The organism is Kutzneria sp. 744 (assembly GCF_000568255.1).
In the GTDB taxonomy this organism is placed as follows: domain Bacteria; phylum Actinomycetota; class Actinomycetes; order Mycobacteriales; family Pseudonocardiaceae; genus Kutzneria.
This window is the reverse complement of the sequence record NZ_KK037166.1, coordinates 6,910,559-6,928,874: the sequence shown is the minus strand read 5'-3', so window position 1 is coordinate 6,928,874 and position 18,316 is coordinate 6,910,559. Positions and strand designations below refer to the sequence as shown.

14 protein-coding genes are annotated in these 18,316 nt (G+C 70.3%); 3 read left to right on the top strand and 11 right to left on the bottom strand.

All coding sequences use genetic code 11. The features are described from left to right. Positions 1-88: 88 nt before the first annotated feature. Positions 89-3,151 (bottom strand): GH92 family glycosyl hydrolase, encoded by a 3,063-nt coding sequence (locus KUTG_RS31760; protein WP_052395630.1) that lies wholly within the window; start codon positions 3,149-3,151, stop codon positions 89-91. Between the two features lie 249 nt (positions 3,152-3,400). On the opposite strand from KUTG_RS31760, the gene KUTG_RS31755 reads away from it, so the two are divergent. Continuing rightward, a complete protein-coding gene (locus tag KUTG_RS31755; protein ID WP_043721988.1) occupies positions 3,401-4,282 on the top strand; it encodes a hypothetical protein in 882 nt (293 codons plus the stop codon). A 214-nt stretch (positions 4,283-4,496) separates the two neighbouring features. Here KUTG_RS31755 and ahcY read toward each other — a convergent pair whose 3' ends face one another. After that, positions 4,497-5,969, bottom strand: a complete 1,473-nt coding sequence (gene ahcY / locus KUTG_RS31750; RefSeq protein WP_043731298.1) for an adenosylhomocysteinase — start codon at positions 5,967-5,969, stop codon at positions 4,497-4,499. 109 nt (positions 5,970-6,078) lie between these two features. Here ahcY and KUTG_RS31745 point away from each other — a divergent pair, with 109 nt between their 5' ends. Next, positions 6,079-8,292, top strand: coding sequence for a cutinase family protein (locus tag KUTG_RS31745; RefSeq protein WP_043731297.1), 2,214 nt, complete (start codon positions 6,079-6,081; stop codon positions 8,290-8,292). On the opposite strand, the gene KUTG_RS31740 is transcribed toward KUTG_RS31745, so the two are convergent. Beyond that, complete coding sequence (locus KUTG_RS31740) at positions 8,282-9,583, bottom strand: glutamate mutase L (protein ID WP_043721985.1); 1,302 nt, start codon at positions 9,581-9,583, stop codon at positions 8,282-8,284. The two genes, KUTG_RS31745 and KUTG_RS31740, sit on opposite strands and share 11 nt — an antisense overlap. 99 nt (positions 9,584-9,682) lie before the next feature. Between KUTG_RS31740 and KUTG_RS31735 the strand changes: the two genes are divergently transcribed. Beyond that, entirely contained in the window at positions 9,683-10,249 is a 567-nt protein-coding gene (locus tag KUTG_RS31735; RefSeq protein ID WP_043721982.1) for a hypothetical protein, read from the top strand. On the opposite strand, the gene KUTG_RS31730 is transcribed toward KUTG_RS31735, so the two are convergent. From KUTG_RS31730 to KUTG_RS31695, 8 genes are all read right to left on the bottom strand, one after another. After that, on the bottom strand, positions 10,246-11,037 hold the full coding sequence (locus KUTG_RS31730) for an ESX secretion-associated protein EspG (RefSeq protein ID WP_043721980.1): 792 nt from the start codon (positions 11,035-11,037) through the stop codon (positions 10,246-10,248). The two genes, KUTG_RS31735 and KUTG_RS31730, sit on opposite strands and share 4 nt — an antisense overlap. A 7-nt stretch (positions 11,038-11,044) precedes the next feature. Further along, positions 11,045-12,526, bottom strand: a complete 1,482-nt coding sequence (locus KUTG_RS31725) for a PPE domain-containing protein (RefSeq protein WP_043721977.1) — start codon at positions 12,524-12,526, stop codon at positions 11,045-11,047. A gap of 19 nt (positions 12,527-12,545) precedes the next feature. Further along, positions 12,546-13,085 (bottom strand): DUF3558 family protein, encoded by a 540-nt coding sequence (locus KUTG_RS31720; protein ID WP_084580006.1) that lies wholly within the window; start codon positions 13,083-13,085, stop codon positions 12,546-12,548. A gap of 2 nt (positions 13,086-13,087) precedes the next feature. Beyond that, entirely contained in the window at positions 13,088-13,513 is a 426-nt protein-coding gene (locus KUTG_RS31715; RefSeq protein WP_043721972.1) for a hypothetical protein, read from the bottom strand. A 197-nt stretch (positions 13,514-13,710) separates the two neighbouring features. Then, a complete protein-coding gene (locus KUTG_RS31710) occupies positions 13,711-15,192 on the bottom strand; it encodes an amino acid permease (RefSeq protein ID WP_043721969.1) in 1,482 nt (493 codons plus the stop codon). Positions 15,193-15,239: 47 nt separating this feature from the next. Further along, the gene (locus tag KUTG_RS31705) at positions 15,240-16,154 is read right to left on the bottom strand and encodes a cation diffusion facilitator family transporter (protein WP_043721967.1); all 915 of its coding nucleotides are present in this window, start codon (positions 16,152-16,154) and stop codon (positions 15,240-15,242) included. Between the two features lie 11 nt (positions 16,155-16,165). After that, the gene (gene manA, locus KUTG_RS31700) at positions 16,166-17,398 is read right to left on the bottom strand and encodes a mannose-6-phosphate isomerase, class I (RefSeq protein ID WP_043721965.1); all 1,233 of its coding nucleotides are present in this window, start codon (positions 17,396-17,398) and stop codon (positions 16,166-16,168) included. 14 nt (positions 17,399-17,412) lie between these two features. Continuing rightward, positions 17,413-18,282 carry an SIS domain-containing protein gene (locus KUTG_RS31695; protein WP_052395629.1) on the bottom strand — a complete coding sequence of 290 codons (870 nt, stop codon included), beginning with the start codon at positions 18,280-18,282 and terminating at the stop codon, positions 17,413-17,415. Between the last annotated feature and the right edge of the window lie 34 nt (positions 18,283-18,316).

Here is an 18,316-nt window from a genome sequence, read left to right as displayed (position 1 = left end):
GTGTTGGGTGGCGAGCGATCGAAATCCAGCAACCGGGCGAAGCACCGGCGCGGCCTCGCGATCCGATTGGTTGCCGGCGCTGCAACCGTCAGGGCGAGCTGGTTGGGCACTGGCGGACTGCGACCACGTCGGGGCCGATGACCGTGACGGTGGCGGAGGCGATGGTTTCGGCGTTGGCGTCGCCGGAGCCGTCGGAGGAGATCCGGAAGTCGGAGGCGCCGTTCTCGCGGTGGGCGAACTTGGCGTCCTTGAGCGTGATCGTCACGTCCTTCCACGTGTTGGTGCCGGTCTTGGTGATCCGCTTGGCGTCGACGTAGGCGGCGTTGACCGAGTCGTACTGGACGACGAAGGTGTCGGTGCCGCTGTCCAGGTACCGCACGGTGATCGTGGCGTCGTAGGGCCCGGTGCCGGGGATGGCGCGCCCGTCGGCCTGGAAGTACAGGTACCGGTAGTCGCCCCAGTCGTGGGCGTGCACCATCTTCCGCGCCGACACGCCGCCGACCTCGACCGGCGCGGTGGCGCCGTCGTTGGCGTACTCGACCTGGGTCAGCCCGCAGTCGGTGTTGGTGGCGCCGAGTGTGCTGCACCCGGTGGTCGTGTGATCGGTCCCGGCGACGGCGAAGTAGGCCGTGGCGCGCTGCTTGTCGCCGAAGTCGACGCTCACCGGGTAGATGCCGCTCGCGGCGGCATTCAGTTGCACGGCGGCGGTTGCGGTCCCGTTGGCCGGCACCACGAGTTGTCCTCGCGTCAACGAGGCCGTCGCGCCGGGCGCCACGGTCAGCGTCCACGGCACCTGCACCGGGTGGTCGGTTATGTTGCGGGCGCCGACCTGGAACGTGTTCTGGGTCGACGTGCCGAGCGGCGTCAGGTAGCCCAGCGCCGGCGCCTCACCGTCGCGATAGGACTTGGGCGGCGCGGCGGTCCACGTGGTCCCCTCGCCCAGCCGATACTCGACGCGGCCGCCCCACGACAGCAGATCCGACGGCAGCCAGCCGCGGTTCCAGTTGACGCCGTTCACCGCCATGCCCTGGATATGCGGCCCGACGCCCTGAGTGTCGATCACAATCTTGCGGCCGGTGCCGGTCTTGATCTCCACGTGCGGGAACACCGGCGTGTTCACGGCCAGGTCGGTGGCACCGGGCGTGACGGGGTACAGGCCCATCGCCGACCAGACGTACCAGGCCGACTGCGCGCCGAGGTCGTCGTTGCCGGGCTCGCCGTCGGGCGTCGGGGCGAACAGCTCCGTCTGCACGCGATGCACCACGTCCTGCGTCTTCCACGGCTGGCCCAGGTAGTTGTACGTCCACGGCACGCTGAACATGGGCTCGTTGCCGGCCCAGTAGTACGGCTGCACCGGACCCACGTTGAGCTTGGTGAACAGGTCGTCCAGCCGCTTGGTCGCCGCGTCCCGGCCGCCGATCGCCCCGATCAGGCCGGCCAGGTTCTGCGGCACCATCCACGTGTACTGGGCGGCGTTGCCCTCGGAGTAGCCCGTCGGCGCGAACTGGCCGGGCGGCGGCGGCACGAGCACCTCGCCGGCCGGGTAGGCGCCGTCGGCGGCGCGCTGGCGGACGTAGCCGGTGGTCGGATCGAACACGTGCTGCCAGTTCTGGCCGCGCCGGGCGAAAGTCGCCGCCGTGTCGTCGTCGCCGAGGGCATCGGCCAACTGCCCGATGGCGAAGTCGTCGATGGCGTACTCCTGCGTCATCGACACGTTCTCGTCCGCGCCCATCGGCACGTAGCCGAGCTGCTGGTAGGCCACGACATTGGGCCGTTCCTCGTAGCCCCAGCCGACCTTGCCGTCCTTGGTGGCGCCCTTGATCAGCTGGGACAGGGCCTTGGCGGTGTCGAAGTCCCGCGCGCCGAAGGCGTAGGCGCCGGCGATGATCGGCGCGACGGAGTCGCCGTTCATCACGCCGGACTCGTCGTTGTAGACCGGCCACTTCGGCAGCCAGCCGTACTGGTCGGCGTCCTCGACCAGGGACTGCATCATGTCCGAGGTCTCATCGGGGGCCAGAGTGGCCAGCAGCGGGATCTGGCAGCGGTAGATGTCCCAGCCGGAGAAGTTGGCGTACTGGGTGCGCGAGCCGGCGTTGTGGATCTTGCCGTCGAAGCCCGGGTAGTTCCCGTCGACGTCGTTGAAGGTCACCGGGTACTGGAGCGAGTGGTACAGGGCGGCGTAGAACGTCTTCAGCTGAGGGGCCTGGCCGCCGCCGATGGCGATGCGGCCGAGATAGGACGCCCAGCGCTGCTGCGTCGTCGCCCGCATGCCGTCGAAGTCCCACGCCGGAGCGTCGGCGGCGATGTTCTTTGCCGCCCCATCGACAGAGACAAAGGAGATCGCCACCTTCGCCCGTATCGTCGCATCCTTGCTCGTGTCGAAGTCGAGGGTCGCTCCGACCTGTGGCCCGGCGATCTGCGGGCCGGCCAGGCCGCGGGCCTTCTGCCCCGGCGTCACGACGTTCGGAACCGCCCGGGCGCTGCCCGCCCACGACTTCTTCGCGGTGAACGGCCGATCGAAGGTGATCGCGTAGTGGACGGTGTACTTGTTGCCCTGGCCGCAGAATCCGCCCGAGGTGGCCGAGCCGGTGACGGTGTGGTCGTCGGGGAAGGCGACACTGGCGTCGGTGTCGCCGTTGAGGCTGCCGCCGGCCTTGACCAGCACGTGCGCGGGGGCGTTGGGCGGGAAGGTGAAGCGGCCCTGGCCGGCCCGCAGGGCGGTGGTCAGCTCGGTCTTCACGCCGCCCGCGGTGACGGTGTAGTAGCCGGGCGAGGCTTGCTCACCTGAGTGCGTGAACGGCTCCTGCAACGACCAGGGGCTCGCGCCGACGTCGCCGCTGACCGGCAGGATCGGGACGTCGCCGAACTGGCGGCAGCCGACCGAGGCGTGCGTGAGGCTGAAGCCCTTGATGGTCTTGTCCTCGTAGGAGTAACCCGCGTAGTGGTCGGCGGTGTCCGGGCTCCACTGGAGCATGCCGAACGGCGTGCTCGGGCCGGGAAAGTTGTTGATCTCGCCTACGGCCGCGCCTGCGGAACCGGTTCCAATCATGGGGTCCGTCACCGCGACCGGATCGGCCAGCGGCGGTTGGCCGGCCAGAGCGGGCGGGTTGAGCAGGACCAACGCGAGCAGCGAGACGACGAGCGGGCGCATCGGACCCCCAGGACGGTGACAACGTTGACAGCGTCTCCAGCAGTGTCGAGCCGTTGCCGCCGGCTCGACAAGTGATCGTCAAAAACTCGCACGGATGGCCGCAAGAGACGCACCGTGAAGGTCACTCGGAGGGGTCGCTATCAATCACCAAAACGAGTGACTACTCTAACGTCCACTTCAGACACGGCGGGCCGGGAGATGGGTGGTGCCGCGTTGGCCGGGGAAAGCCTGGACGCACCGAGTGACAAAGTGCACCCGACTGGCGGACTGCCGCCCACGCTAGCCACTGCGCTGCGTGACGGGCCGTTCCATCAGGCCCTGCACCAGGCGATCACCCATCGCGGGCTGCCGCTGGCCCGGCTGCGAACGGCCCTCGACGACGCCGGCACGCACATCGGCCAGTCGACGCTGAGCTACTGGCAGCGCGGGCTGCGCCGGCCCGAGATGCCGCGGGCCACCGAGGCCGTGCTGGCGCTGGAACAGGTGCTGGACCTTCCGTCCAACTCGCTGCTCGGCCTCATCGAGCCGATGGGCGAGCACTCGGGACGGTCCACCAACCTGGCCGCCGAGGAGTTCGAGGCCGACCTGCGCAATGCCTGCCTCGACGTGCTCGCGCTGCACGAGGTCGTCACCGTCAACGCCGCGCGGACCCGGCGGTCGGTGCTGAGCCGGCTCGTCGTGCGCGCCTGCACCGACGGCGCCGACCGGTACCTCGCGCTGCACCCCGCCGACGAGCAGGGCCACGTCGAGCACTCCGCCGTGCACACCGGGGAGGGCTGCCGCGCCGGCCGTATGCGCAAGCGCGGGCCCGACGGCTCGGTGGCGTTCGAGCTGCTCTTCGACCGGCGACTGTCCCCGGGCGAGACGCTCGTGTTCAGCTACACGGTGATCGACACCGCCACCGGGCAGACCGGCGGGCACCTGCGCCGCTTCCCGTCCGCCGCGGGCAACTACCTGTTACAGCTGCGCTTCCACCGCGGCGTCCTGCCGGCCCGGTGCTTCCGTGAGCAGCACGGCGACGACATCCGGCACGAGGAGCTCAACTACGGCCTCGACGGCGTGGTGAGCGCCTACTTCGAGCCCGTGGACTGCGACCGCGCCGGCATCACCGTCCACTGGGGCCCGGCATGAGAAAGGGGCCCAACCTGGCGTTGAACGCCAGGTTGGGCCCCTGCCGAGCAGCAGATCCGCTCGGCCCCGCCGGTGCTTCGCACGGTTGCCGGATTTCGACCGCCGCCAACCGACGCAACCACCCACCCGAGCCGATGCGGCGGGCTAAATCCGGCAAGGGCGAGGCACCGGTCACGAGGGGCCGAGCCGCGACGCCGAAGGCGGCGCCAAAAACTCAGTAGCGGTACGCGTTGGGCTTGAAAGGGCCCTCCACGTCGACGCCGATGTACTCGGCCTGCTCCTTGGTGAGCTTGGTCAGCTCGCCGCCCAGCGCCTCCAGGTGGATCTTGGCCACCTTCTCGTCGAGGTTCTTCGGCAGCACGTAGACCTCGTTGTCGTACTCCTTGAACTTCGTGAACAGCTCGACCTGCGCGATCGTCTGGTTCGAGAAGGAGTTGGACATCACGAAGCTCGGGTGGCCGGTGGCGTTGCCCAGGTTGAGCAGGCGGCCCTCGGACAGCACGATGATCGCCTTGCCGCTGGGGAAGACCCACTCGTCGACCTGCGGCTTGATGTTGTTGCGCCGCACGCCCGGGACCTTGGCCAGGCCGGCCATGTCCAGCTCGTTGTCGAAGTGGCCGATGTTGCCCAGGATGGCCAGGTGCTTCATCTCGGACATGTGGTGGGCCATCACCACGTCCTTGTTGCCGGTGGTGGTGATGACGATGTCGGCGATCGGCAGCACCGTCTCCAGCTTGGCCACCTGGTAGCCGTCCATCGCCGCCTGCAGCGCGCAGATCGGGTCGATCTCGGTGACGATGACCCGCGCGCCCTGGCCGGCCAGCGACTCGGCCGCGCCCTTGCCCACGTCGCCGTAGCCACAGACGACCGCGACCTTGCCGCCGATGAGCACGTCGGTGCCGCGGTTGATGCCGTCGATCAGCGAGTGGCGGATGCCGTACTTGTTGTCGAACTTCGACTTGGTGACCGAGTCGTTGACGTTGATCGCCGGGAACAGCAGCTCACCGGCGGCGGCCATCTGCGTGAGCCGCAGCACACCGGTGGTGGTCTCCTCGGTCACGCCGCGGATGGACCGGCCGGTCTTGGTCCACTTCTGGCCGTCGACCTCGAGGCTGTTGCGCAGGACGTCGAGGATGACCTTCCACTCCTCGGAGTCGTCCTCCTCGGCCTGCGGCACGACGCCCGCGGCCTCGTACTGGGTGCCCTTGTGCACCAGCAGCGTGGCGTCGCCGCCGTCGTCGAGCAGCATGTTCGGGCCCTCGCCGTCCGGCCAGGTCAGCATCTGCTCGGTGCACCACCAGTACTCGGGCAGCGTCTCGCCCTTCCAGGCGAAGACCGGCACGCCCTTGGGCTCCTCCTGCGACCCGTGCGGGCCGACCACGATCGCCGAGGCGGCGTGGTCCTGGGTGGAGAAGATGTTGCAGGAGGCCCAGCGGACCTCGGCGCCGAGCGCGACCAGGGTCTCGATCAGGACCGCGGTCTGCACGGTCATGTGCAGCGAGCCGGAGATGCGCGCGCCCTTGAGCGGGTAGACCTCCGAGTACTCACGGCGCAGCGCCATCAGGCCGGGCATCTCGTGCTCGGCCAGCCGGATCTCCTTGCGGCCGAACTCGGCCAGCGAGAGGTCCGCGACGGCGAAGTCGACGCCATTGCGGGTTTGCAGCTTCGGCGGGGCGATCGCCGTCATCGTGGAGTCCTCCAGAGCCGATTGGTCGTCGGCCATGCACACTAGTCGGTCCGCCACGCCGGAGGCTCGGACACGGGTCATTGCCGGCCGAATGGCCCAGGATGGCCCGGTGCTGATAGCAGGACCCGACACCCGTGTCATCGAACTGCGGGTGCACGGTGTCATGGGGACCACACCGGAATCACTGGTCGACGCGGTCGTCGCCGTGGACGTGGCGGGCGACGGCGTCGGCCGCCTGGTGCGCCGGTCGACCGGCTGCGCAGACCCCGCGCCGGGGCCGGTGCTGCAGGCCGGCGGGCGGCCGGTGCCGCGGACCGTCGAGGGCTACCTGTGGAGCGCCATGACGTCCGGCGGCGCGGCCAAGGCCGCGTGGGCCCTGCTGCTGCCGTTCTCGTTGGCCAACATGACGCACTGGATGCTGCCGCCGACCGGTCGCTTGCTCGGTGGGACGCTGCGGTCGCTGGTACGGCTGGCGGCGCTGGTGCTGACGATGCTGTTGGTGACGCAGTTGACGGTGGTGAGCCTGGACCTGGTGGCCGGGCAGTGGCTGGACCAGTTCACGCAGCTACGGCCGTGGCGGGCGCCGATCGGGCTGGCGCCCGTGTTGGTCGTGGTCGCGCTGCTGCACAAGCTGTCGGCCATCGACTGGAAGGTCGTCAAGCCGTCGCCCGCACCCCGGCTGGACCTGCTGCCCGGGGCCCGCATCGCCGCCGATCCAGATGCGCCGGCGCTGCATGTGTTGCACGCCACAGCCGGGCTCGCGTCGGCGGCGCTGCTCGCGGTGGGCGGTCCGTTCGGGCCGTCGTCGGACCGTGTGTTCGTGCCGTGGGTGGCGGCGTGGGTGCTGATCGGGTTGAGCGTCCTGATCACGTTGGCGTTGGACGCACCGACCGAGGGCCGGTGGTTCAAGCCGTGGGCCCGCCGGTTGTTGGTCGTGGTGACGTTGATCGAGGTCTGCGCGGCGGCGTTGACGCCGATGCCCGGTCATGGGCAGCACCTGCCCGGCACGGATCCGACCGTGGAGTCGATCGCCGCCGTGCTGGGGTTGGTGTGCATCGTGTTCGGGCTGGTGCTGATTCCGGCGGCGTTGTTGGCTCGGGGCGGTTGGTCGGAGTTGCCGGCCTCGCTGCGGCCGTGGGCCGGCGGCTGGATGGCGGCGCCAATTCTGGCGATGGCCGCGCTGCTCGGTGGCGGGTTCGGGGCCGGTGTCGCGATCACCGTGCAGAAGGCCCTTGGCGACGACTCCCTGCAGCTGCCGCCCGGGTATCGTTACGTGACAACGCTGTGGGGCGTCGCCGCGGTGCTGGCCGTGGTCGTCGGGGCTGTTGGTGCGGCCATTTTTGTGTTGCCGCGCGGGCGTAAGCCTATCGAGATCGACCTGCTGCACGGGGGAAAGCCGGAGGACGCGGCCCGCGCGGCTCAGGCGTGGCGGGCGGCGCGGTTGAAGCGGAATCATGCCCACCACGCGATTCTCGGCACCGCCGGCGTGCTGTCGGCCGGCACCCTGGTGTCGTTCCTGATGCAGGTGCGCGGCGTCGACCTGCCGTGGTGGGCGCAGCCCATGCCGGGTATCGGCATCACCGCGCTCGGGGCGCTCGCGGTAGGGGCGCTGCGTCAGGTGTACGTGGCGACGAAGTCGCCGGGGGCGGCGCGGCAGCTGGGTCTGCTCAGCGACATCGCCGGGTTCTGGCCGCGTGAGGCGCATCCCCTTGTGCCGCCTTGTTATGCGCTGAAGGCGATCCCGGAACTTGTTGCCAGGGCGCGAGAACACCTCGCCGACCCGGGAACCCGGGTTGTGCTGGCCGGTTACAGCCAGGGCAGCCTGCTCGCCGCCGTCGCCGCTGCCCGCCTGTTGGACACCTTGCCGGCCCACGAGCGTGAACGCGTCGGCCTGGTGACCGCGGGCTCGCCGCTGCAATGGGCTTACCCACGGGCGTTTCCGGCCGTGGTGTCGCACGATTCGTTGGCGGAGCTGGCCAAAGCGATGAACGGCCGGTGGCGGGCGGTGTGCCGTGGCACCGACGCGATCGGCGGCGGCGTGACGACGTGGGAGCGGCAGGCGTTCGACGGGCAGCTACTGGGCGTCGGCTTCGAGGGGGCCTTGCCGGCCGCCGAGCGCAGTCCCAACGGGGCCTTGGTGCTCGGCGGCGACCACTGGCTGGCCGATCCTCAGCAGGGCCCGATCTCCGGACGTCGGTGGAGCCCCGGCGTGCTGCGGCACCGCGACTACACCTCCGATCCGGAGTGGGACCACGCCATCGCCGCGGCGGCCGGGCTCGATGTGGCCGAGCCGCCGCTGACGTTGTGGAACTTCAAGCACTGAAGTGGTTGGCCAGCAAGGCATCCGCCGTCTCGACGCGGCCGGCGTCGGCCAGCAGGCCAGCCGGCGCCAGCACGTAGTGCCGGTCGACGGTGATCTCCGCGTTGCGCAACACCGGCCGTAGCACGGGATCCGCGCGCAGCCGTTCTTCGATCGCGTGGAGGCGCTCAGGTGTCGCGTGCCGGAAAACGCCGCCGGACAGCACGAGCAGGCCCGCACCCTTCGGGCCCAGCTGTCCGTCGACCAGCCGCAGGTGTCGGCGCACCGCCAGCGTCGCGGCCAGCCCGGCCAGCGTCGCATCCACGTCCCGGCCGTGATCGTCCTCCGGGATCCAGTCCACAGCGGCCGATCGTTTTTGCGCTTCTTCTTCCAGATCTGTTTGCGTGTCAAGGCGTTCCACCTTCGCCTCGGACACGATGCCCGGTGCCGACCAGCGCATGCCGAGGTCGCCTTCGACCGTGCGGCGATCCGGCGGCAGCGCCACCGTGCGCTGCATGGCGTTCTCGTCCACAGTGGACACTGCCGAGTAGACGTCGGTCGTCGCGCCACCTACGTCCACGACGAGGACGGCGCCGGCCTCTCGGGCCGCCAGGATCGTCGCCAGGCGCGAGACGCCGCCGAGCACCGCGTCCGGCGTCACCGCCCTGACCAGGTTGCGGAAGGTGTTGCCTTTGGACAGCCCCTTGCCGCCGATCACGTGGCGCAGGAACAGTTCCCGGATCGCCGCGCGCGCCGGCCCCGGCGCCAGCTCTCCCACGTCCGGCAGCACGTTGTCCGTCGCCACCACCGTGCGGCCGGTCTCGCGCAGCAGCGCCTCCGCCTCGGCGCGGGCGTCCGCGTTGCCCGCCAACACGATCGGCGGCTTCAGCCGGTTGGCCGCGATGCGCTTGGCGTTGTGCAGCAGCACGCTGCGGTCGCCGCCGTCCGTGCCGCCGGCCAGCAGCACCAGATCCGGCCGGGTGGCACGAAGTTCACGGATCGCCGCGCCATTCAGTTGCCCCGCAACAACATGGACGATCTTGGCGCCGGCCGACAGCGCCACCCGGTAGCCGGCTTCCGCGCTCACCAGCCGTTCCTGGCCGACCACGGCCAGCCGCAGGCCCCCGCCGGCGCTGGAACAGGCCAGCACCGGCAGACCTTGAGCGTCCAAACGGGTGGTGACGGATGCAATCCCATCCAGCACTTCCGGCGCAGTGGTGGGATGTTGCGCCGTCCCCACCAGGATCCCGCGCTCGTCGACCATGGCGCCCTTGGTCCACGTCGAACCGATGTCCAGGCACAGCAGCGTGCTCATAACAGACAAGCTACGTTGTGCCCGCGCACTGGCGTGAAAGCGGGCGCTGCCTCATTCTGTGTGTGGAAGATCACCTTCCCCGCCCGAGGGAGGTCAGCCATGCTCGCCGAACGCCAACCCACCTGGACGTTGCAGATCGGGGTCCGACCGGACGTCCGCACCGCCCTCTTCCTCCGGGACGTGCTCGCGCTGAGCGTGCCCCACGACCCCTACCCGCCGACCGATCCGTGGGTGCCCGTGCTGCCCGCGCCCGGCGTCGACCGCGCGGCCGTCTGCGACGAGTGGCTGCACTGGTTCGACGGCATCCTCGACGGCATGTCGCTCGGCGACGACCGCTGGATGGCCCGGTGGCCGGCCGTGTGCCGGGCGCTCGGCGCGCTCATCGAGCCCATCCGGCAGTGGGACGCCCAGCTCACGCGGCACGAGCTGCGGCACGGCCGGCACCGGGACAGCTCCCGGCTGTGGATCACCGACCTCGTCTCCGACGTCGGCGCCGAGCTGGAGCGGTCCGTCCGGCCGTTCCACCTGATGATCACCGAGCTGCCCGTGCGCGGGCAGTTCTGGATGCGGCGCGGGTTCAACCAGGTGCTGGCCTCCCCCGCCCTCATCGACAACACCGCCGCGTTCAGCTGGGCGCTGCGGCCCGTGCTGCGGGAGATCGCCTAACGCAGGTTGTGCAGCCGCTGGCCGATGGCGTTCGCGTCGGCCGGCTGCACGACCACGCGCTCGCCGCCGTAGTCCTGCTCGTGCACCATCAGGTACCGGCCGTCGTCCACGTTGTCGAACCAGCGCAGCACGCCCGAGCGGACCTTGCGGCCCTGCTGGTCGCGGAACGTCGCGCCCAGCTCGCCCGCGCGCAGGTGCCGGGCCTGGGTCAGCTGCTCCACCGCCTGCCGCTCACGGCCCGCACGGTCGTAGCCCTGATGCGACGCCACCATCACCCCGCCGTCGTAATCGTCCTGGCGGGGCTGGTCGCGCTGCGCCACCGGCACCGACAGCGCCGGGTGGCGGCCCGGCGGCGCCGGCGGGAGCTCCGCCACCACCGCCGGCACCATCGCCTCCGACGGGATGTCCGCCAGCAGCACGTCTCCGCCCGTGTGCTCGCTGTCCCCCGGCAGCTGCACCGCCAGCGTCGCCCGGTGCCCCGTGCGGGCCGCGATCGTGCGCACCGGCGACACCGCCGCCGGCTCCAGCGGCAGCCACACCGAGTCCAGCAGATAGTCGTTGCGCACCAACGCCGTCAGCGCGTCCGCGAGCTCCGGGTCCAGGTCGTCGCCCCTGGTCATGCCCATCTGCCTCAGCTCCTGCGCCGCCCGGCGGCGCAGGTGCGAGCGTTCCACGTCATCCTGGCCGTGCGAGCGGACCTGGAAGGGGAACGGCAGTTCGCCCACTCCCAGGCCTTCCCACACGAAATCGAACTGCAGCGGCGTCAGCCGCCAGCGCACGCTCTGCATCGGTCCGTCAGCCGCCGATCACCGGCGGGACCGTCGGCGGCAGGTCGCCCACGATGTCGTTCGCGTTGTCGTCGTTGACCAGGTAGGCGGCGGACTTGTGTTCCTTGTCCTCCTCCTTCTTGCCTCCCCGGCCTCCGCCGCCCATGCCGCCCGCTCCCGACGCACCCGCAGCCCCGGGCCGTCCGCCCATGGCCCCGCCGCGCATCGCGCCTTCTTCCTCCGCGCCGAATCCCGAGGTCGCCCCCGCGCCCGCCCGCGCACCGGCGCCCGACGTCGCCCCCGAGCCGAAGCCCTTCGCCCCGCCCGAGCCGAAGCCTCCGCCCGCGCCGCCTCCGCCGTAGCCGCTTCCGCCGCCGCCACCGAAGCCCGAGCCCATCGGCGGCGTGAATCCCCCGCCGCCGCCTCCTTGGCCCCCGCCGCGGCCGCCCCCGCCCTGCCCCGGATAGCCCGGGTAGTTCGGCACGTTGCCGTCCCCGTCCGTGCCCACCGGCCAGTTCGAGCTCTGCGTCGTCGTGCCCGTCGGCGGCCGGTGGTAGTTCGGGTTGTTCGGGTTGTTCGGATCCTGCGTCGGGTCGTACGGCGGCCGATCCGGTGGCAGCTGCGGCGGGTTCTGCTGCTGGCTGTTCTGGTGGTTCGGATTCCCCACCTGGTTCGGGTTGTACTGCGTGTGCCCACCCGGCGGGTGCCCGCCCGGCGGCGGATTCGGCGGCCACTCCGAGATCGGCGGCGGTGGCGGCGGGGGCGGAGGCGGGGGCTGCGTCGGATCCGCCGGCCCGGTGAAGGCCGGCATCGAGTTCGCCGCGTTCATGTAGTTCGGCGAATACACCGAACTCATCACCCGAACCGCCTGCTCCTTCGCCTCCTGCTGCTCCTGATGCTGCGCATAGGCACTGGCCCCGGCCCCGAACGGCCCGCCCAGGATCCCGCTCACAGCCGCCTTGCCCCAGCTGAAATCCTTCGGCGGCGGCACGGTCGACTTCACCTGGTCCGCCGTCGCCGACACCGACTGCGCCTGCGCCCCGGTGGCCTGCATCTGGTTCCCGAAGTCCTTGCTCCAGTCCACGATGCCCTTCGGCGCCGCCAGCGCCGCATCACCCGCAGCACCCGTCCAGTTCCCGTTCAGCGCGCTGTTGATCGCCGTGTTGAACGTGTCGGTGCTGGTCTGCAGATCCTTGCCCAGCTGGATCCAGTCGTTCCCATGGGTGCCGATAGCCGCCGGATCAAGACCGTCCGAAACCTTCTTGATCTGGTCGTGGCCCATCGAGTTCCAGTTGGTCTGCTTGGTGATGCCGGCCGGGTCGTAGCCGCCACCGGCCTGCTGCTCCAACTGCGAGGCGCGCCGGTTGTACTCGTTGCGCTGCTGGCTCCCCCGCTGGTTGGCCTGGTCACGCTTCTGCTGGTCGGACTCGCTCTGCGACGGCCCGTCGATGCCCAGCACCGACGCGCCCGCGTCCTCGACCTTGTTCCAGGCGTCCCCGATCCAACTCATGTCCCCGCTCCCCCTACTACTACTTCGGCAGCTTCGGCTCGACAACCTGAGCGATCTTCAGCACGTCCCCGCACGGATCCCCGGACTTGTCATTGATCACACCGACACGGACGGTCCCGGACCCCACCGCCATGACCTGCGAGCACTCGGTGTTGGACGTGGAGATCTGCGTCTGGGCGCCCTTGCGACCGTTCACACTGTTCTTGGTGAACTTGACAAAGGTGTCGGCACGCTCCGCGAAGGAGTCGACGGAGTCCTTGGACTTCCCGACATTGATACCCCGCGTCAGACTGTCCGGATACCCAAGATAAGCACATCCGGTTTCATCAGACGTGTTGTTCGGCGCGCCCTGCGTCTCCACGTTGTACTGCTTCAACTGGTCCGTCGTCAGCAACGTGCACGGGTCGACCTTGTCCAACGCGGCACTGGATCCAGCGCCTTGAGAGGAACTGGCGCCGGTCGGCTCGGCCTGTCCCTGTGTCGGCTGCCCGTTGCACGCGGACAGTGACACCACAGCAAGAAGCACGATTCCGAGACCGGAAACGCCACGAACGAGCATTGTCACATCTTTCCCTTGAACGCCTGCGCGTTGGACTGATCGGTCTCGTGATACATCTTGCCTGCGGCCTCGTACGTCTGGGCCATGTTTTCCATTATCTCGGCAGCCTTGCCGAACAGGTCGTATGCCGAGTTCTGCCCGCCCTGCGCCTTTTCGCTGAAGGTGGTCCGCAGCGCGGACCCCTCGACGCAATCACCCGTCTTCATGCTCCGCGCGTATTGAGAGAGCACCTGGGCTCGGTTCTGGAGCAGCCCGAACTTGTTCTTCTGGTCGCGGCAGGCCTTGGCGGCGTTGGTCGCGGCGTCGGGCGTGATCGAGACCTGGCCGGAGTCGACGGCGCCCTTCAGGTTCACGTAGTTCTGCTCCATGGCGGCGATCCCGAGCGCCGCGCCACCGAAGCCACTCCCACCACTGTCCGGCGCCAGCATGGGCCACCCTCCCGCTCGTCAGACTTCAACCCAGCACGGTACCTGAGACGGTAGGACCGAGCGACCGGTTCCGATCAGTCGGTCGGGCCCGTTGTCGATCACCCGAACGGCCCTGGTTCGCCGGGGCGTCCGGGACCGTGGCCCGCTCGCGTCAGAGGGCGAATTCCGCTGCGGAATTCGAGGCTGAATGGGGGAAGTCAGACCTTCGACTTGGGGGCGAGGGTGGATTTCCGGATGCCGTAGGCGAAGTAGATGGCGACGCCGATGGCCATCCAGATGACGAAGCGGAGCCAGGTGAAGACGGCGAGGTTGAGCATGAGCCAGAGGCAGGCGAGGACGGCCAGGAGGGGGACGACGGGAACGAGGGGGGTGCGGAAGCCGCGGGGGAGGTCGGGACGGGTGCGGCGCAGAACGATGACGCCGAGGGAGACGAGGACGAAGGCGAAGAGGGTGCCGACGTTGACCATCTCCTCCAGATCGCCGGAGGGGAAGAAGCCGCCGGTGATGACCACGGCGATGACAACGAGGACGGTGGAGCGGACGGGGGTGCCGTTGCGGCCGGTCCTGGCGAGGCCCCGGGGGATGAGACCGTCGCGGGACATGGCGAACAGGACGCGGGTCTGGCCGAGGAGCAGGACCATGACGACGGTGGTGAGACCGGCCAGGGCGCCGATCGCGATGATCGCGGCGGCCCAGTGCACGCCGTTGTCGGCGAAGGCGGTGGCGAGGGTCTTCTTGACGCCGTCGGCGCCGGTGGCGAGCTTGGTGTACGGCTCCATGCCGGTGACGACGAGGGACACGGCGACGTAGAGGACCGTGACGATGGCGAGGGAGCCGAGGATGCCTCGGGGGACGTCCCGCTGGGGGTTGCGGGTCTCCTCCGCGGTGGTGGCGACGATGTCGAAGCCGATGAAGGCGAAGAACAGCACGGAGGCGGCGGCCAACAGGCCGAAGACACCGAAGGAGCTGGACCCGCCGCCGGCGATCAGGGAGAAGAGGGACTGGTTCAGGGAGCCGGAGGAGGACGGCTGGGAGGGCGGCACGAAGGGCGTGTAGTTGGCGGTGTTGATGTAGCCGATGCCGACGATGATCACCAGCAGCACGACGGCGACCTTGATGGCGGTGATGACCTGGCTGAACCGGGACGACAGCTTGGTGCCGACGGCCAGCAGGGTGCCCAGCACGAGCACGATCAACACGGTGCCCCAGTCGAAGTCGACGGGACCCAGCGACACGACGGTCGGCATGTTGAGGCCGAGCAGCCCGAGAACCTGGGCCAGGTAGGCGGACCAGCCCTTGGCGACGACGGCGGCGGCGAGGGCGAACTCGAGGACGAGGTCCCAGCCGATGATCCACGCGACGAACTCGCCGAAGGTGGCGTAGGAGAAGGTGTAGGCGGACCCGGCCACGGGCACGGTCGAGGCGAACTCGGCGTAGCAGAGGGCGGCCAGGCCGCACGCGATGGCGGCGATGATGAACGACAGCACCACGGACGGCCCGGCGACGTTGCCGGCGGTGCTGGCGGTCACGGTGAAGATGCCGGCGCCGATCACCACGGCCACGCCGAACACGGTCAGGTCCCAAGCGGTGAGATCCTTGCGGAGCTTGGTGTCCGGCTCGTCGGTGTCGGCGATCGACTGCTCGATCGACTTGGTCCGCCACAGGCCGTTGCCCGCCATACACCCTCCCAGTGCGTCGACGCCGTCGTCGATGAACCAGACAAACCCTACCGAGGTGTGCGGTCCAGGTCGGGTTCCAGATAGATGAGTCGGGCCGCGGGGACGGCGGATCGCACCCGGATCTCGGCCTCGTCGATGGAACGGGCGACCTCGACCAGCGACTCGGTGCCGGAGAAGGCGATCTTGGCGGCGACCAGGATCTCCTCCGGCCCCAGGTACTGGGTGCGGATGTGGATCACCCGCTCCACGTTGCCGGCCTCCAGCTGCCGCACGATGGTCCTCAGCGTCTCCGGCGAGGCGCCCTCGCCGATGAGCAGGCTCTTCATCTCGATGATCAGCACGATGGCGATGAGCCCGAGCAGCGCGCCGATGGCGATGGTGGCGATGCCGTCCCACACGGGATTGCCGGTCACGAGCGACAGCACGACGCCGAACAGGGCGAAGACCAGGCCGAACAGGGCGCCGGTGTCCTCCAGCAGCACGATGGGCAGCTCGGGCACCTTGGCCTGTCGGATGAACTGCCACCAGCTGGCACTGCCGCGCAGCTCCCGCGACTCGGCCATGGCGGTGCGGAAGCTGTAGCCCTCCAGCAGCACGGCCAGCGCGAGGATGACGATCGCGACGATCGGGTTGTCCAGCGGCTCGGGGGCCTCCACCTTGTGGATGCCCTCGTACATCGCGAACATGGCACCGAGGGTGAACAGCAGCAGCGCCACGACGAACGAGTAGAAGTACCGGTCACGGCCGTAGCCGAACGGATGCTCGGCGTCGGCCTTGCGCTGCGAGGTGCGCTTGCCGAGCAGCAGCAGCCCCTGGTTGGCGGTGTCGGCGACCGAGTGCACGCCCTCGGCGAGCATCGACGACGACCCCGTCACGGCGAATCCGACGAACTTCGCGACCGCGATGCCGGCGTTGGCGCTCAGCGCGGCGACAATGGCCTTGGTACCGCCCCCTGCTGACATGGGACAAAACCCTAGTTGTTGGGCGAATCGACCCCGGCAGTGGCCCGGAACACCGAGGCCGGCCGGTCCAGCGGCACGACCTCGACGACCGGGTCGGCGGCGGCCAGCCAGGCGGACTCGCCCCGCCGCAGCGGCAGCTCGACGCCGTCGGCTCGGCGCAGCGTGACGGCCCCCTCGACGCAGATCAGCACCTGGGGACCGTCGTGGTCGATCCGCACCGGGGCATCACCAGAGGCCCACTGGAGCCGGGACAGCTCGAACTCGGCCGCGGGCGTCGGGTAGACGAAAAGGTGCGGGGCGACCTCGTCCCCTGTCTGCACCGGCATCTGCCCGTACGAGAAGTCCAGCACCCGCAGCAGCTCGGGCACGTCGACGTGCTTGGGGGTGAGCCCACAGCGCAGCACGTTGTCGGAGTTGGCCAGGATCTCGATGCCGGTGCCCCGCAGGTAGGCGTGCGGGTTGCCGGCCGGCAGGTAGATCGCCTCGCCCGGCTGGAGCACGATCCGGTTGAGCAGCACGACGGCCAGCACGCCGGCGTCGCCCGGGTAGGCCTCGCCGAGCTCCAGCACGGTTCGGCACTCCAGGTCGAACTCGCCGTGCTCCTTGACCTGCCGCACGCACGAGTCGAACAGCTGCGGCAACAGCTGGTCCAGGGCCTGCTGGGGCAGCGTGATCCACGTGGTGAACAGCGCGCGCAGGCCGTCGGCGTCGCGCTGCCCGGCCAGCAGCTCGGTGTAGTGGGTCAGCCCCGGCGCATCAAGGCTGCGCAGCAGCCGCACGGTGCGGTCGGGGTCGGCGAAGCCGGCCAGCGCGTGGAATTCGGTCAGCGCGCAGATGAGCTCGGGCTTGGCCGTGGGGTCCGGGTAGTTGCGGTTCTTGGCGTCGCGGGCTATGCCGGCGGCCTCCTCGCGGGCATAGCCCTCGGCGGCCTGCTCGGCGGAGGGATGGGCCTGCAGGCTCAGCGGCTCGTCGGCGGCCAGCACCTTGAGCAGGAACGGCAGCCGCCCGCCCCACCGCGCGGCCAGGGCCGGCCCGAGCTGGCCGTCCGGGTCGACGGCGAGCACGTCGAGCAGGGAGCGCTCGTCACCGTCCGGCTCGACCAGCCGCGACGGCCCGCCGGGGTGCGCCCCCATCCACAGCTCGGCCTCGGGGTGCGGCGCCGGGACGGGCTTTCCGAGCAGCTCGGCGATCGCGGTGCGCGAGCCCCAGGCATAGGGACGCACCGCGTTGTGCAGCAACTCCACTCGTCGTCACTCCCTCATACGGCGGCCGAGGCGAAATAGCCGGGGCCACCGATGGTGCCGGCCGCGAGCCCCAGGTAGAGGGCGGCCAGCTCGAAACGCAGGGCAAGCACGGCGGCGCAGGTGGCGTCGCCACCAGTGACCTCGTCGAGCCGGATCACGTCGGCGCCGGCGAGGGTCGCCTCGGCCGCGCGGCGGGTCGCCTCGGCGGCGTCGCCACGGCCGACGGCCAGCAGCAGCACCCGAGGTTGGGTGGGCTGCTCGTCGTCCGGGTCGGCGAACAGGTCGTTCCCGGAGCTGGACTGCACGGCGGCGCGATGCAGGGCCGCTCGGCCGATGGCCTGCTGGTAGCCGGCCACGTCGCTGACCACGCCGGCGTGGCTGGCCAGCACGAACGCGGCGTGCCAGGCGACGGCGGTGGCCGCCGGGTCCAGGCCCCACAGCAGCGGGGTGCGGTCGGCGACGCGTAGCGCCAGGCTCTTGGCCGGGTTGACGAAGGACTCGTGCATGGGGTGGTCACGCTCGGCCTCGCGGTCGAGCTCGTCGGCCAGCTCTGGGATGTCGGTCCGCAGCAGTCCCAGCGCCCCGACGACGACCAGGCCGGCGGTCAGGGCTCGGGCGAAGCCGAACCCGGTCGGCACGGGCACCCGCGGCGGCAGCAGCACGCCGCGACCGGCGGCAGCTGCGGCCACGGGACCGTCCGGCGGGGCCGTCACGATCACGCGGGCGCCGCGCCGGGTCGCCCGGTCGAGGGACTCGGCCAGCACCACGTCACCGGGGTCGTCGGTGTGGGCGATGACCAGGTCGAGGGCGCCGATCCAGCTCGGCACGGCCTCGGCCAGCCCACCGGCACCGGACAGGCCGTGGTCAGCAGCGCCGCCGCACATACGCGGCCACGCCGATGCCCGGCCGGGTCACCAG